Annotated in this window: 14 protein-coding genes; all 14 read right to left on the bottom strand. The window is 64.8% G+C overall.

What is annotated here, in order from left to right; translation table 11 throughout:
• Nucleotides 1-2: 2 nt before the first annotated feature.
• Entirely contained in the window at nucleotides 3-986 is a 984-nt protein-coding gene (locus LB525_RS14355; protein WP_224545098.1) for a formyltransferase family protein, read from the bottom strand.
• A 7-nt stretch (nucleotides 987-993) separates the two neighbouring features.
• Nucleotides 994-2,019 (bottom strand): nucleotidyltransferase family protein, encoded by a 1,026-nt coding sequence (locus LB525_RS14360; protein ID WP_224545099.1) that lies wholly within the window; start codon nucleotides 2,017-2,019, stop codon nucleotides 994-996.
• A 266-nt stretch (nucleotides 2,020-2,285) separates the two neighbouring features.
• Nucleotides 2,286-3,272, bottom strand: a complete 987-nt coding sequence (gene dhaK, locus LB525_RS14365) for a dihydroxyacetone kinase subunit DhaK (RefSeq protein WP_224545100.1) — start codon at nucleotides 3,270-3,272, stop codon at nucleotides 2,286-2,288.
• Nucleotides 3,273-3,350: 78 nt separating this feature from the next.
• Nucleotides 3,351-3,782, bottom strand: coding sequence for a hypothetical protein (locus LB525_RS14370; RefSeq protein ID WP_224545101.1), 432 nt, complete (start codon nucleotides 3,780-3,782; stop codon nucleotides 3,351-3,353).
• A 7-nt stretch (nucleotides 3,783-3,789) separates the two neighbouring features.
• Entirely contained in the window at nucleotides 3,790-5,364 is a 1,575-nt protein-coding gene (gene ptsP / locus LB525_RS14375) for a phosphoenolpyruvate--protein phosphotransferase (RefSeq protein ID WP_224545102.1), read from the bottom strand.
• A gap of 41 nt (nucleotides 5,365-5,405) precedes the next feature.
• The gene (locus LB525_RS14380; protein ID WP_095766133.1) at nucleotides 5,406-5,708 is read right to left on the bottom strand and encodes an HPr family phosphocarrier protein; all 303 of its coding nucleotides are present in this window, start codon (nucleotides 5,706-5,708) and stop codon (nucleotides 5,406-5,408) included.
• Between the two features lie 19 nt (nucleotides 5,709-5,727).
• Nucleotides 5,728-6,117, bottom strand: a complete 390-nt coding sequence (dhaM, locus tag LB525_RS14385) for a dihydroxyacetone kinase phosphoryl donor subunit DhaM (RefSeq protein ID WP_040988688.1) — start codon at nucleotides 6,115-6,117, stop codon at nucleotides 5,728-5,730.
• Nucleotides 6,117-6,716: a dihydroxyacetone kinase subunit DhaL gene (gene dhaL / locus LB525_RS14390; protein ID WP_224545103.1), complete on the bottom strand. Its 600-nt coding sequence runs from the start codon at nucleotides 6,714-6,716 to the stop codon at nucleotides 6,117-6,119. The genes dhaM and dhaL overlap by 1 nt, the downstream gene beginning before the upstream one ends.
• 10 nt (nucleotides 6,717-6,726) lie before the next feature.
• Entirely contained in the window at nucleotides 6,727-8,367 is a 1,641-nt protein-coding gene (locus LB525_RS14395; RefSeq protein WP_224545104.1) for a dihydroxyacetone kinase subunit DhaK, read from the bottom strand.
• Nucleotides 8,368-8,429: 62 nt separating this feature from the next.
• A complete protein-coding gene (locus tag LB525_RS14400; protein ID WP_224545105.1) occupies nucleotides 8,430-9,443 on the bottom strand; it encodes an ABC transporter ATP-binding protein in 1,014 nt (337 codons plus the stop codon).
• Nucleotides 9,436-10,542: an ABC transporter ATP-binding protein gene (locus tag LB525_RS14405; RefSeq protein WP_224545106.1), complete on the bottom strand. Its 1,107-nt coding sequence runs from the start codon at nucleotides 10,540-10,542 to the stop codon at nucleotides 9,436-9,438. The genes LB525_RS14400 and LB525_RS14405 overlap by 8 nt, the downstream gene beginning before the upstream one ends.
• A gap of 2 nt (nucleotides 10,543-10,544) precedes the next feature.
• The gene (locus LB525_RS14410; RefSeq protein ID WP_224545107.1) at nucleotides 10,545-10,748 is read right to left on the bottom strand and encodes a hypothetical protein; all 204 of its coding nucleotides are present in this window, start codon (nucleotides 10,746-10,748) and stop codon (nucleotides 10,545-10,547) included.
• A gap of 214 nt (nucleotides 10,749-10,962) precedes the next feature.
• Nucleotides 10,963-11,913 (bottom strand): carbohydrate ABC transporter permease, encoded by a 951-nt coding sequence (locus LB525_RS14415; protein ID WP_224545108.1) that lies wholly within the window; start codon nucleotides 11,911-11,913, stop codon nucleotides 10,963-10,965.
• A complete protein-coding gene (locus LB525_RS14420; RefSeq protein ID WP_140846721.1) occupies nucleotides 11,910-12,857 on the bottom strand; it encodes a carbohydrate ABC transporter permease in 948 nt (315 codons plus the stop codon). The genes LB525_RS14415 and LB525_RS14420 overlap by 4 nt, the downstream gene beginning before the upstream one ends.
• Nucleotides 12,858-12,948: the final 91 nt, after the last annotated feature.

Consider the following 12,948-nt stretch of genomic DNA (forward strand, 5'->3'; position numbering starts at 1 on the left):
GCTCAGTCCTTCGCGCCGAAACGCCGGATGTCGAAGGATGGCTGCTCTCGACCGCGGTGGCGGGGTTTTGACTGCCAACGCAAGAACAGCCGGGACAGTTTGTTGTAGACCAGATGCACGACGCGCGCGTCGGCGCAGTCGAATTCCACAAGTCCCCGTCGGCATTTCGCGGCTTCGCCGCTGGGTGGTCCCAGGCGGCGGATCGGCTGAGCGAGCCGGACCGGTCTGCCATTGATCAGGACACTGACCGGAACACTCGACCCGACGATCCGGCATAGCCGCGCGACATGCTCGCTTGAAAATTGTTTGCCGACGATAAACGGGCCGCGCTCGATGCGCGCCCAGACATAGGCCCCATCCGGCTGGGGCATTCCGGCAAGCCTGCCCCTGCAAAACTCAGGCGCAACATCCGTCGCGAGCACAGCCATTGCGTTGGCCAGGGCTTGGTTCACCGTTGCGGCCGAACGCCAATCCTCTGCTGCAAAGCTAACCTGCGCCAGGATATCGCCCGCATCGAAGCCGGATGTCATCTTGTGCAAGGTCACGCCGCCATGGGCTTCATGCATCTGGTCGATAATTAGCCGGTGCATTGGATGCGGGCCGCGATAGTGCGGCAGAAGCGCGGGATGCAGGTTGAGGCCGCCCTTCGGAAACAGCTCCAGCACGGTTTGCGGGATCAGTTTGCTGTATCCGAAACAGATCAAAAGATCGGCGCGGGCCGCGCTGAGCCGCGGCCCAAGCGCATCCCAGTCATGGGGCGGGCTGAATTCGATCAATGGGGGCATGGCGTGGCCGAGATGAGACCTCAACGCAAACCGTCGCCGCAGGCGGCGGCGCAGGGCACTGAAGCTGAAGCGCTTGCCGGCAAGTCGGCCCGGCACGACCACGGCAGCAACGCGATGGCCGTTATCTGCCCAGCGCGCAAGCATGGGCGCAGTGACGGACGAAATCTCGGTGATGAATACGGCCGAGAGCGGGTTCTCCATGCCGAGCTCAGACTGGATACGGTCGCGGCCGCGCCAGCCTCTGCACCCAGCGGAAGGCATCGCGGCTGAGGCGCGAGCGCAGCTTTTCGCGCGAATTGACCCGAAGCAGCATGTTGCCGGTGATCAGCCATTTGGCCAATCGTATCGAGAGGTCCGGCTTGATGCGGTCGGCAAGCTCGATCGCGCGCGGCGCGTCGAACAGGCGTCCGGTGACGTTGAGGACTGTGGCCAGCTCGAGCTCGATGCCGGTCATGCGGGCGGCATCGAGCAGCCGCGCTTCCTCTTGAGACGATTTCAGCGCCCGCACCGCCTGCAGCACGTCGACGCAGAGCTGCAGGCGGTGGAACTTGTGGCCGCCGGCGGCATGCACGATGGCGATGGTGAGCAGCGCGGCCGGCGTGTCGGTTTCGCCGCCGTCGATCGCCTGCAACTCGCGGAAGCCAAACGACAGGCGTCTGCGCATGCCGGTGTCGTGCACCAGATTGCCATGCAATTCGATCAGCAGGCTGGAGTTCTCTTTCTCCAGCCATTTGAATTCCTGCAGCTCGTGCGATTTGGCCTCGTCGCTGCCGAGCTCGAAGCCGCATTCGCCGATGGTCTTGTTGGCCGCCTCGATGCTGGCGGGGTCGACGAGAATGTCAATGTCGGTGAAGGGACGATCTGCAACCTGACTATAGAGCTTGCGCGCGAACACCGGCCCCTTGACGATCCGGGCCGGCACGCCCTTTGCCGCCAGCGCTTTCATGATGCGTTCGCCATGGTACTGCAGCAGCATCGATTGGCCGGTCGCCATCGTCGCCTCGTCGCGCAACTCCGACAGTCTCCGCTGCAGGGTTGCGTCCTGCGGCAGTCGGGCGTCACCGATCTCCCTGAGTTTGCGCAGCATGATCGGCAGCACGCCGTGGAACTCAGCGTTGGCGAGCAGCGCCAGCAGGGTTGCTGCCGCAAGGCCATCGCCAATGGCGGCCGATGCCTCTGGGTCGGCGAAGGTCAGCAGCAGTTTTTCATCGGCAGGCGCAAGAGAAGGCAGCATTAACCCGGACGGCGTTCGAATGATAGCAACAAGCCCATGCTTACAGAAAAGCACACTGGAAACCAGTGCGCGGCGGCAAAGCCGGCTTGTGAGTTTGACTTTCCGCGCGGATCGTCCATTCTGTGGATTGATCCGGAGGGTGTTGGAAATGACGAAGAAGAAATATGAGGCGCCTTTGCTGCGCAAGGCTGGAAAACTCTCCAGCGTGGTGGCCGTGGCGTCAAAGACGCTTTGAGGCGTCGGGCTTCGGTTTTGGCTGAAGCCGGCTACATCCCCCAGCGCAGCGCTGCTGTGTGTACCGGCGCGTCCCAAAGTGCTGACGTTTCGTCGTCCAGCATGGTCAGCGTGATCGAGCATCCCGCCATGTCGAGCGACGTCACATAGGACCCGACCAGCGAGCGGACCACCGTCACGCCCTGCCTTTCGAACATTCTGCGGGCACTGTTGTACATCAGATAAAGTTCCATCGACGGCGTGCCGCCGAAGCCGTTGACGAACAGCAGTGCCGGCCCTTTGGCGCGATCGCCGAAGTCGCCGGCAATCGCTGCGCAAACCTCCTCGGCGATGGCGTCGGCACTCTTCAGCGTGTCGCGCCGCCGGCCGGGCTCGCCATGAATGCCGACACCGAATTCCATCTCGCCGTCGCCTATCGCGAAGGTCGGCTTGCCGGCGGCGGGCACCGTGCCGCTGGTCAGCGCCACGCCCATCGAGCGCGTCGCGGCGTTGACGCGGTCGCCCAGCGCCTTGAGGTCGGGCAGCGGCATGCCTTGCTCGGCGGCGGCGCCGACGATCTTTTCCACCACCAGCGTGCCGGCGACGCCGCGCCGTCCGGTCGTGTAGGACGAGTTCTCGACCGCGACGTCGTCATTGGTCACCACCTGCAGCACGCGGTCCGCCATCTCGGCCGCCATGTCGAAATTCATCACATCGCCTTCGTAGTTCTTGACGATGAACAGGCAGCCGGCGCCGGTGTCGACGTCCTGGACGGCCGCGAGCATCTGGTCGGGCGTGGGCGAGGTGAAGACCTGGCCGGGGCAGGCGGCGTCCAGCATGCCGTGGCCGACAAAGCCGCCATGCAGCGGCTCGTGGCCGGATCCGCCACCCGAGATCAGCGCCACCTTGCCTGGCTTCAACGCCCTGCGGCGGATGAATTTGTGGTCGTCGCCAAGCACGAGTATGTCGGCATGAGCGGCCGCGAAACCGTCGAGGCTTTCGGTCAGGACCGTGTCCACCGAGTTGATGAATTTCTTCATGGCAGTCCTCCCGACGTCTTAGTTTACGCAATTCCGAACGGAAAAACCGCTGGACACTTTTCCTGGAATTGCTCTTGCTCAGCCGCTGCCCTTGCCGGCGATGCTGGTTATTTTCTGGATAAATTCGTTGATCGCCCGGTCGAGCGCGGCGTTCTGCCTGTCGTCGCCGAAATCCGGCACGATGAGCGAGACATGGCGTGTCTTGCGCGGCCCGGAGGCCGCGGGCGCCTTGCCGGGATGCGCCTGGTGATAGGCGGCCATGAACTGGTCGCGCTCGGCCTGGCTGAAATGGCAGACCGAAAAGATCGACGGCAGATGCTTTGACGGGATCGGGATCGAATACGCCGGACTGGAAATCTGGGTGACGAAGCTGCGGTGCTTGCCGAGCGCGTCGGCAAGACGCTGGCGCATGCCCGACGGACGCTGGTCGATCACCTGCGACAGGATCGTCTTGTAGGCGCGGATCGCCTCCTCCGAGCCTGTTTCCAATATCTTCTCGGTCCTGGCCATGCCGCGTCTACACTAGAACGTCCGCGATGGCCGCCTTGGCCATGGCGAGTTGCGCCGGCGCGACCGACAGGTCGCGCAGGCCCGCCGCGAGCAGGGCCGGGATGGCTGCCGGATCGCCGCCGGCATCGCCGCATAGGCTGACCGGAATATCTCTCTCCCGTCCGAAGGCCGTGATCGCAGCGATCAGCCGCAGCACCGCCGGGTTGCGGACGGCGTTGAGATGCGCGACCGCCGCATTGTCCCGCGCCGCCGCCATCACATATTGCGTCAGGTCGTTGGAGCCGATCGAGAAGAAGGCGACATCGGCGAAATCCTCCGGCGTCAGCGCGACGGACGGCACCTCGACCATGATGCCGAGTGGCGGAAGCCGGTGCGCGACGCCCTGCGCGGCAAGCGCGGCTTGTTCTTCCGCGAACAGCGCGGCGGCGTGGCTGTACTCCTCGGGCGTGGCGATCATCGGAAACATCACCTTCAGATTGCCGTGGATGGCGGCGCGCAGCAATGCCCGTATCTGCACGCGAAAAATGTCGCGCCGCTTGAGCGAAAGCCTTATGCCGCGCAGGCCGAGAAACGGGTTGGTTTCCTCGACGGTGAAACCCGGCACCGGCTTGTCGCCGCCGGCATCGACGGTGCGGATGGTCACCGGCTTGTCGCCTGCCCATTCCAGCACCTTGCGATACGCACGATATTGCGTCTCCTCATCCGGCAACGTCTTGCCGAACAGGAACTCCGTGCGCATCAGGCCGACGCCGTCGCAGCTTTCGATTTCGATGCCGTCGACATCGGAAGGGTAGGCGATGTTGACCTGGACGCGCACGGAGGTGCCGGCCTTGGTCACCGCCGGCTCCGTCAGGAACGTCCGCGCAGCGCCCTGGCGGTCGGCGAAGGTGGAGGCGGACCGCCGGAAGGTTTCGATCTCGGCCGGCGAAGGCGAAAAGATGATTCCGCCGCGTTCGGCATCGAGCAGCGCGACACCGGTGGGCGTTTCAGCCTCGTCGCCGAGACCGACGACCATCGGCACGCCGCGCGAGCGCGCCAGCATAGCGACATGGCTGGCGGTGCTGCCGCGCTTGAGCGCGATGCCGCCACCTATGCTCCAATCGGTTTCGAGGAAGCGCGTCGGCGCGATGTCGTCGCCATAAAGGATCGCGCCCGGGGGCGTCGCGGCCTCGCTGTCCTCGCTCAACGCCCGCAGCACCTGGTCGCGGATGTCGCGCAAATCCGCGGCGCGGGCGCGGAAATAGTCCTGGTCCGACGCTTCGTAGCCGGCGATCTCGCTGTCCAGCGCCGCGCGCCAGGCGGCGTCCGCCGGCTGTCCGGAGCCGATCGCCGCCAAGGCCGGTCCGCTCAGCGCGTCGTCCTCCAGCATGGCGATGTGGAATTCGAGAATGCCGGCGGCGTCGCCATTGGCAGTTTCGATCAACGCCGCCAGCCGGCCGACGGCCTTGCCGATTGCGCTCACCAATGCGGCTTGTTCTTCCTCGGCACTCGCCTTGGCCTTGTAGCTGGCCGGAGGCTGGTCGAGGTCGAACAGCGGGCCTTCGGCGTAGCCGGGTGAGGCGGGGATACCCTCAACCCGCATGGCTCGCATTCCTTGCGGGCCTGGCGACATTCAGATCGGTCTCAAGCGGACCGGGCATGATCCGCGTCCTCGTCGAAGTCACGCTGCACCAGGTCGACCAGTGCTTTCACCGCCTGGGTCGCGCCATCGCCCTTGGCGCGGATATGCAGCATGGTCCCTTTCGGCGCCTTGGCCGCCATCACCTTGACGATGCTCTTGGCGTCGAACCAAGGACCGTTTGCCGCCACCGCCACTTCCACCTCGGCCGCGAACGACTTGGCAAGCTTGGTGAACTTCACCGAAGGGCGCGCGTGCAGTCCCACCGCGTGGGTTATCAGGACCGTTGCTTCGGCGGATGCGGACATTCAGTCGGTTCCCGTTCGTTCACGACGGCGACAATTCATGCGCCGTCGCCACCACTTCCTTGAGCGAGGCGCCGCCGGAGGATTCGGTTGCCGCCATCACCGCGCCCTCGACGATCGGCGCGTTGCAGACGACTATTCTGTGGGAGCGCGGCTCGCCGATCATTTCGACCGCCATCTCCGAGTTGGTCTCGGCGCCGCCGAGATCGACCAGGATGGCGACGCCCGCGTCCGACCAGGCCTTGTCGATCGCGCCCATGATCGCCTCGACGCTGGTGCCGAGGCCGCCATGGCCGTTTCCGCCGCACCATGCAAGCGGCACTTCGTCGCCCACCATCTGGCGCACCATATCGGCCGTGCCCTCGGCGACCAGGGGCGAATGCGACACGATGACGATACCGACATTGCTCATCAAATGCCCTCGACAGTTTCGGCGACTGCGCGCACCAGAAGCGCGGTCGAGCGCGCTCCCGCGTCCATATGCCCGATCGAGCGTTCTCCCAGGAAGGAGGCGCGCCCGCGCAAGGCCTTCATCGGCACCGTGGCTTCAGCCGCCTGATCGGCGGCGTCGGCGATTTCGCTTGCCGTCTTGCCTTGAGTCAGTGCCTCATACACCGGCTGCAGCACATCGAGCATGGTTTTTTGGCCAACTTGAGATTTACCCCGCGCGGCAACCGCCTCGATCGCCTTGCCGAGTGCCGCGGCCAAGCCGCTTCGATCGGGTGCTGCCGGCAATTCCTTGCCGAGCGCCATGAACAGCGTGCCGAACAAGGGCCCGGAGGCGCCGCCCACAGTCATCACCAGCTTGGTGCCGACCGCCTTCAGTGCCTCGGGCAATGGCTTAGCCGCGAAGCCGTCCGCTTCGGCGCGCACGGCCTCGAAACCGCGCTTCATGTTCAGCCCATGATCGCCGTCGCCGATCGCCTGGTCGAGCGCGGTCAATTCCTCGGCATGTGCCGCGATCGTATCGGCGGCCGCCGCGATCAATCGGGAGAAATCGGCTGGCGCCATTTCCTGTCCTTCATGCCGGGGCGAACAGCGCCGCCACGGCGGCGAAAACCTCGGCGACCGCGAAGGCGCCGGGATCCGCCGTGTCAAGTTGCCTGCCGATATAGGCGGAACGCCCGGCCTTCGCCTTCTGCATCGCCGCGGTTGCCTCGGCGCCTTGCCGCGCTGCTTCTGCCGCTGCTTCCAGCCCGCTTGCGTCCAGGGCTTTCAGCGCCGGCTCCAGCGCATCGACCATGGTGCGATCGCCGACCTTGGCGCCACCATAGAAGATCATCCGGTCGAGCCCGGCGAGCAAGGCCTTGGGTAAAGTTGCGCCGAAACGCAAAGTCTGTGCGGCGGCGGTGAAGAAGATCGACAACAGCACGCCGCTGGAGCCGCCCATCGACGCACCCAGCGCATCGCCGATTGCGGCAAATGTCGCGGCCTTGTCGGCGAGCGGCAGCGTGTCGATGCGCTCGAGAATGCTGCGCGCGCCGGTCGCCACGGTTGAGCCGGTGTCGCCGTCGCCTGCCTTCGCGTCGAGCCCGTTGAGCGGCTCTTCGAGCGCGATCAGCTTTTGGCAGGCAGCTCTGATCAGCCGCTCGGCGGCCACATCGCGGCTGGCGGGCTTTGTGGCTGTGCCGATGGCAGGCTTGGCCATCGCGATAACGACCGGCTGACGAACCGGCTTCGCGGGCAGCCAGGCATGCGGGCCGACCGGCGCCAGCAGCGCCGCCTCGCGTCCCGCGTCGAGCTTGAGCAACGACAGCGAGAAGCCGTTCATGTTGAGCGCCGTCATCAGATGCCCGGGGCCGATCGTCAGCGCCACGGCCTCCGCCAGCGGCGAGGACAAGACGGCGTTGGCGATCAAAGACATTTCGAGCGGCGGCACCGAGCCGAGATTGTTGATCAGCAAGGCATAACGGCTGCCTGCATCGAGCCGCGCGGCGAGGCGTTCGGCCATGATGGCGACGAGCGAGCTGGCGCTCTGCAGCGCGATGCGCTCGACGCCCGGCTCGCCATGAATGCCGAGGCCGAGCTCGCCGTCTTCGGCGCCGAAGCGCTCCTCGTGCGCCTGTCCGGGGATCGAGCAGGAGGAAAGCGAGATGCCGAGCGAAACGATATCCTTAGCCGCCGCGCGCGCCGCTGCGGCAACCGATGCCAAGTCATGGCCGGCTTCCGACAGGTGACCGGCGATCTTGTGCACGAACAGCGTGCCGGCAACGCCGCGCGGCTGCGCGATGTCCGGAAGCGCGATGTCGTCGGCGACGATCACCATCTCGACCGCAAGGCCCTCGGCGCGCGCCTTTTCCGCGGCCAGTCCGAAATTAAGCCGGTCGCCGGTGTAGTTCTTGACAATCAGCAGGCAGCCGGCCGGTCCCGTCGTCGCGCGGATCGCCGCCAGCACCGCCTCGACGCTGGGCGAAGCGAAGATCTCGCCGGAGACGGCCGCCGTCAGCATCCCGGCCCCGACGAAGCCGGCATGCGAGGGTTCATGCCCCGCGCCGCCGCCCGAAACGATCGCCACCTTCGTCTTGTCCCACTCGGCACGCAGCACGACCTTGATCTCGGGATAGCCGTCAAGGCGAGCCAGCGCGCCCGATCCCGCCGTGGCGAGGAAGCCGTCCAGCGCCTCGGTGACGATCGTGTCCTTGCGGTTGAAAAAGTGCTTCATGAATTTCGTCCAGTCCGTATCTGCGGTCGTCAATCGGTTTGCAAATTTGTCGTGCGAGCCGGCTACATCAATCTTTGCCCGTCCGAGCCGAAATAGAGCGGCGCCAGGTAGCGGATCGTCACCTTATCCCCTTTGGCTAAAGGCGTGTCCGGATCGGTGAGCGTTACCAGCTTCTTCGGCCCAACCGTCACATGCAGGTGGTTCTGGTCGCCCAAATGCTCGACCCAGTCGACGACCCCGTCGGGATGGCCGTTCATCGCCTTCTCGATCGCGAGATGCTCGGTTCGGGCGCCGATCGTCGTCGTTCCGGTCGGGGCGCCGCCGTCAGGCAGCAGTCCGGCCGGCAGAAGGTTGATAGCCGGCTGGCCGAGGCGCGCCGCGACATGAAGATTTGCCGGCTCAGAATAGATCGCGCGCGGCGTGCCGATCTGCACCAGCATGCCGTCGGCGAGGATGCCGATGCGGTCGGCCATGGTCATCGCCTCGATCTGGTCGTGTGTGACATAGAGCATGGTGGCGCCGAGCTCGGACTGGATGCGCTTCAGCTCGAGCCGGAGATCGGCGCGCAGCTTGGCGTCGAGCGAGGACAGCGGCTCGTCCATCAGGTAGATCGCAGGCTTGCGCACCAGGGCGCGGCCGATGGCGACGCGCTGCATCTCGCCGCCGGACAGTTTCGTCGAGCGGTTGTCGAGCTTGTGGTCGATGCGCACCATGCGTGCGACCTCCTCGACACGGCGGCGCACCGCCTCTTCCGGAAACCGCCGCGCCGGCGAGCGCAGCGGGAAGGCGAGATTGTCGAACACCGAAAGATGCGGATAAAGCGAATATTGCTGGAAGACGAAGGCGGTGTCGCGTTCGGCCGGCGACAGCGCCGTCGCGTCATGGCCGCCGATGTGGATCGTGCCGCTGTCCGGCCGTTCCAGTCCGGCGATCAGCCTCAGCGTCGTCGTCTTGCCGGCGCCGGTCGGCCCGAGCAGCACGACGAATTCGCCGTCCTTGATCGCGAGGTCGAGATCTTCGATCGCGACGGTGTCGCCAAAGCTCTTGGTCACGCCCTGGATGTGAACGTCAGCCATGGCGCGCCTCCGCTGCCTGATCATGCATGGCGGTCCTGACCGCGCGGCCGGAGCCCTTCTCGAATAGCGACAGCCTCGCACCGTTCAGCGCCAGCCCGACCTGTTCGCCGGGGCTGAGATGGATGCCGGCCGGCACGCGCGCCTTGATGATGCCGTCGGCCGTCTCGACGGCGACGATCTGCGTGGTGCCGAGATATTCGGTGCCGTAGATCGCGCCGCGCAGCTTCGAGTCATCGTCGAAGCGGATGTGCTCGGGCCGGATGCCGAGCGCCATGTCGGCGGGTGCCACATCCTCGCGTACCTCCGGCACCGCGACCTTGGCGCCCTGCACGACGATCTCCTTCGCGCCCCTGGCGAGCCCGCCGCCGAATTTCAGGAAATTCATCGGCGGCGAGCCGATGAAATCGGCGACGAACATGGTCGCCGGCCGGTCGTAGATTTCGCGCGGCGTGCCGAACTGCTCGATGACGCCGTGATTCATCACCGCTATCTTGTCGGCCATCGACATCGCTTCCATCTGGTCATGCGTGACATAGACCGTCGTGGCATGGATGCGGTTGTGCAGCTCGCGCAGCTCATGCACCATCAGATCGCGAAACTCGGTATCGAGCGTGCCGAGCGGCTCGTCCATGAGAAAACATTTCGGCCGCCGCACGATGGCGCGGCCGAGCGCGACGCGCTGCCGGTCGCCGCCGGCAAGGCCGGAGACGGACTTCTCGAGCAGATGGTCGATGCGCAGCAGCTTTGCTGTCTCCTCGACGCGGCTTCGAATTTCGGCCGAGGGCATGCCCTGCGCCAGCAGCGGGAAGCCTATATTTTTGCGCACATTCATGTGCGGGTAGAGCGCGAAGAGCTGGAAGACGAAGGCGATGTCGCGCTCGCGCGCCCGGCGCATGGTGACGTCCTCGCCGCCGAGCAGGATCTTGCCGCCGGTCGGCAGTTCAAGCCCGGCGATCATCCGCAGCGTCGTCGTCTTGCCGCAGCCGGACGGGCCGAGCATGACGAAGAACTCGCCGTCCTCGACGACGAAATTGGAATCCTGCACGGCGACGAATGCGCCGAAGGCCTTCCTCAGATTCTGAACACGGATCTCGGCCATCGTTATTCCGGGAATTTCGAGACGATGATGAACATCACCGTGCCGGCAAGCATGGTGACGAAGGAATAGGTATAGAGAGACAGCGCGAAGGGCTGGAACAGCATCAGGAAGCCGATCGCGATGATCGCGGTCGCGATGTTTTCCATCAGGCCGCGCCTTGCCCAGACGGGCCAAGAGGAGCGTTTGGAGGCAACAGAGCGGTTCATGCGTTCCTCCCTTTCTTCTCGTTCAACGGGAGAGATGGTTGCCAAGTGGTTCCCCCACTCCGTCGCTGCTTCGCAGCGCCACCTCTCCCCCCTCCGGAGGGAGAGGAAGGGAGCCTAGCTGAATGAAGTTCGCGCCCTTCCTCTACCCCGTCGATCGGGGGAGAGGTGTCGAGCGAAGCTCGACGGAGTGGGGGTCGACTTATTCCCACACTAGTCATTTGCGCACCGCGCCGAAGGTGATGCCGCGCAGCAACTGCTTGCGCAGCAGGATGGTGAAGACGAGGATCGGTACCAGGAAGATGGTCGTGCCCGCCGCCACTGCCGGCCAGTCCTGGCCGCCTTCGCCGATGATGGTCGGGATGAAGGGCGGCGCGGTCTGCGCGGTGCCGGAAGTGAGCAGCGCTGCGAACGCATATTCGTTCCAGGCAAAGATCAGGCAGAAGATGGCGGTCGCGGCGATGCCGGTCGTCGCCTGCGGCAGCACAGTGCGCCAGAAGGCCTGCAGCCGCGTATAGCCGTCGATCATCGCGGCCTCTTCATATTCGCGCGGGATCTCGTCGATGAAGCCCTTGAGCAGCCACACAGCCAGCGAGACATTGACCGCGGTGTAGAGCAGGATCATGCCGAGCGCGGTGTCGGAGAGGCCGAGCTCGCGATACATAAGGTAGATCGGGATCGCCACCGCGATCGGCGGCATGAAACGCGTCGACAGGATGAAGAACAAAAGGTCGTCGGCCAGAGGCACCTTGAAGCGCGAGAAGCCATAGGCCGAGAGCGTGCCGAGGAACACCGCGCAGAAGGTCGAGCCGAAGGCGATGATCAGCGAATTGACGAAGCGCGGCAGGAAGTTCGACGGCCCGGCGATCACCATGTTGCGCTTGCGCACGGTCTCGTCGCAGAAGCCGGTCGCCGGTCCGAGCGAGTTGATGTAGTCCGGCGTCTGCCTTGTGCGTGTGGTGAAGAGGTTGCAATAGCCCTCGATGCTCGGCTGGAAGACGATCTTCGGCGGATAGGCGATCGAATCCGGCGGCGTCTTGAAGCTGGTGGCGAAGATCCACAGCAGCGGCACGATCGAGATCAGCGCATAGGCTATGATGATCGTGCCGGCGACCAGCTTCGCGTTCGACGAGGGTGCTACGACGGAATGGGCGGTGGTCAGGCTCATCTCTGCTTCACCTTGTTGAGCGCCTTGACGTAGATGTTGGCCAGCCCGAACACGGCGACGAACAGGATGATGGCGAAGGCCGAGGAATAGCCGGTGCGCCAGCTCTCGAAGGCCTGCCGCTTCAGCGTGATCGAGGCGACTTCCGTGGTCGAGCCAGGTCCGCCACCGGTCAGCAGGTTGACCATGTCGAACATCTTGAAATTCTCGATGCCGCGAAACAGCACCGCCAGCATGATGAAGGGCAGCGCCATCGGCAGCGTGATCGACCAGAACTGCCGCCAGTTGGAGGCGCGGTCGACCTCGGCCGCCTCATAGATGTATTCGGGGATGGAGCGCAGGCCGGCGAGGCAGATCAGCATCACGTAAGGCGTCCACATCCAGGTGTCGACGATGATGATCGCCCACGGCGCCAGCTCGACATTGGACAGCATCTGCACATTCGTCGGCGGAATGCCGGTGACGAATGAGACGACGTAGGAAAACAGCCCGATCTGCGGCTCGTAGAGGAAGCGCCAGAAATTGCCGACCACCGCCGGCGACAACATCATCGGCACCAGGATGATGGTGGTCCAGAAGGCGTGGCCGCGGAATTTTCGGTCGATCAGCCAGGCCAGCGTGAAGCCGATCACCGTCTGTAGAAGGATCGTCCAGAACACGAAATGCGCCGTCGTCTGCATTGCGATCCAGATGTCCTGGTCGCCGAGGATGCGTCGGTAATTGGCGAGCCCCAGATTCTTCACCACCTCGTTCGGCCGGTTGGCGCGGAAATTGGTGAAGGAGAGATAGATCGCCCAGAACAGCGGGAAGATGTTGATGGCCAACAGCAAAAGGATCGTCGGCGAGATGAACAGCCAGGCGAGGCCCTTGTCGCTGATGCCCCGGATCTTCTTGGCCAACGGTTCCGGTGTTGCCCGGGCGACGTTGTCCGCAGTCCGATCGAGCATGGTAAGTCCTGCTTCGGTCACGGGTAAGTCTCGACTGTGGAATTTATCTGAACTGCGTCCCGTGCCAAGGGCGGCACGGGACGCGTGGATC

This window comes from Mesorhizobium sp. CA16 (genome assembly GCF_020165175.1).
Taxonomy (GTDB): Bacteria; Pseudomonadota; Alphaproteobacteria; order Rhizobiales; family Rhizobiaceae; genus Mesorhizobium.

What these genes read in the sequence shown, in the direction of transcription:
- LB525_RS14355 (WP_224545098.1), bottom strand. Translation starts at nt 986, where the DNA reads ATGGAGAACCCGCTCTCGGCCGTATTCATCACCGAGATTTCGTCCGTC.
- LB525_RS14360 (WP_224545099.1), bottom strand. Translation starts at nt 2,019, where the DNA reads ATGCTGCCTTCTCTTGCGCCTGCCGATGAAAAACTGCTGCTGACCTTC.
- dhaK (WP_224545100.1), bottom strand. Translation starts at nt 3,272, where the DNA reads ATGAAGAAATTCATCAACTCGGTGGACACGGTCCTGACCGAAAGCCTC.
- LB525_RS14370 (WP_224545101.1), bottom strand. Translation starts at nt 3,782, where the DNA reads ATGGCCAGGACCGAGAAGATATTGGAAACAGGCTCGGAGGAGGCGATC.
- ptsP (WP_224545102.1), bottom strand. Translation starts at nt 5,364, where the DNA reads ATGCGGGTTGAGGGTATCCCCGCCTCACCCGGCTACGCCGAAGGCCCG.
- LB525_RS14380 (WP_095766133.1), bottom strand. Translation starts at nt 5,708, where the DNA reads ATGTCCGCATCCGCCGAAGCAACGGTCCTGATAACCCACGCGGTGGGA.
- dhaM (WP_040988688.1), bottom strand. Translation starts at nt 6,117, where the DNA reads ATGAGCAATGTCGGTATCGTCATCGTGTCGCATTCGCCCCTGGTCGCC.
- dhaL (WP_224545103.1), bottom strand. Translation starts at nt 6,716, where the DNA reads ATGGCGCCAGCCGATTTCTCCCGATTGATCGCGGCGGCCGCCGATACG.
- LB525_RS14395 (WP_224545104.1), bottom strand. Translation starts at nt 8,367, where the DNA reads ATGAAGCACTTTTTCAACCGCAAGGACACGATCGTCACCGAGGCGCTG.
- LB525_RS14400 (WP_224545105.1), bottom strand. Translation starts at nt 9,443, where the DNA reads ATGGCTGACGTTCACATCCAGGGCGTGACCAAGAGCTTTGGCGACACC.
- LB525_RS14405 (WP_224545106.1), bottom strand. Translation starts at nt 10,542, where the DNA reads ATGGCCGAGATCCGTGTTCAGAATCTGAGGAAGGCCTTCGGCGCATTC.
- LB525_RS14410 (WP_224545107.1), bottom strand. Translation starts at nt 10,748, where the DNA reads ATGAACCGCTCTGTTGCCTCCAAACGCTCCTCTTGGCCCGTCTGGGCA.
- LB525_RS14415 (WP_224545108.1), bottom strand. Translation starts at nt 11,913, where the DNA reads ATGAGCCTGACCACCGCCCATTCCGTCGTAGCACCCTCGTCGAACGCG.
- LB525_RS14420 (WP_140846721.1), bottom strand. Translation starts at nt 12,857, where the DNA reads ATGCTCGATCGGACTGCGGACAACGTCGCCCGGGCAACACCGGAACCG.